The 925-nt window shown below is 59.0% G+C and carries 1 protein-coding gene; it reads right to left on the reverse strand.

Annotation, left to right across the window (positions count from 1 at the left end):
- The coding region (locus BLX24_RS33125) for a hypothetical protein (protein WP_177225989.1) at positions 1-925 on the reverse strand (925 nt) is incomplete at both ends.

Genomic DNA, 925 nt, shown 5'->3' on the forward strand with positions numbered 1-925 from the left:
AGGGTCTGTACCCCAACGGCCGTGGTTGAGACCGGTATAATGCCCTGCAGCGGATTCAGCAACGTACCCAGCGTACCGGTCGGGCAGAGGCCGGACAAGGATAACGGTGTCCCGGTCAGTGCGGTCAGGGTAGTTGGCAAGGAAGGCGGCAGCAGATTGCCCACCGTCACCGGAACCGGAATCGTCAGTAATGGCGTCCCTAATACACTGGCCGTAACCGTCAGCGTCGACGGACCGGTTGGCAGGCCGTTGACTGTCAGCACCCCATCAGGGCCAAGGGCCGAAATCGTAGCCCCTGCCGGACCCGTTACCGCCAGTTGAATCAGCGGATTCGTCAGGTTAAAATTGACCGGCAACAGCGTGACCGACAGCGGCTGACCGAGGCAGACGATGCCCGACGTCAGCGTTTGCAGCAACGGCGCGACGACACTGAGATTGATAACCGATGTCGGGCTCACACAGGTGCCGTTGCCGCAAATCAGTGACAGCGACTGAACCCCGACGGCCGTGGTTGATATGGGAATGATATTTTGCAGTGGATTCAGCAGCGTACCGAGCGTACCGGTCGGACACAGGCCCGAAAGCGACAGCGTACTACCCACCACCGTTGTCAGGGTAGTTGGTAATGAGGGCGGCAACAAATTACCGACATTTACCGGAACCGGCAGCGTCAGGACAGGATTACCCAGCACACTTACCGTAACCGTCAGCGTCGACGGGCCGGTTGGCAGGCCATTGACCGTCAGCACGCCATCGGGGCCAAGCGCCGAGATAGTAGCACCAACAGGGCCGGTTACCGCAACCTGGACGAGCGGGTTCGTCAGCCCAAAATTAAGCGGTAATACGGTTAATGACAGTGGCTGACCCAGACACACAACACTGGTGAGTGTCTGTACCAGCGGGGCCACAATGGATAAGTTAACGA

It is taken from the genome of Arsenicibacter rosenii (assembly GCF_001870735.1).
Classification (GTDB): Bacteria; Bacteroidota; Bacteroidia; order Cytophagales; family Spirosomataceae; genus Arsenicibacter; species Arsenicibacter rosenii.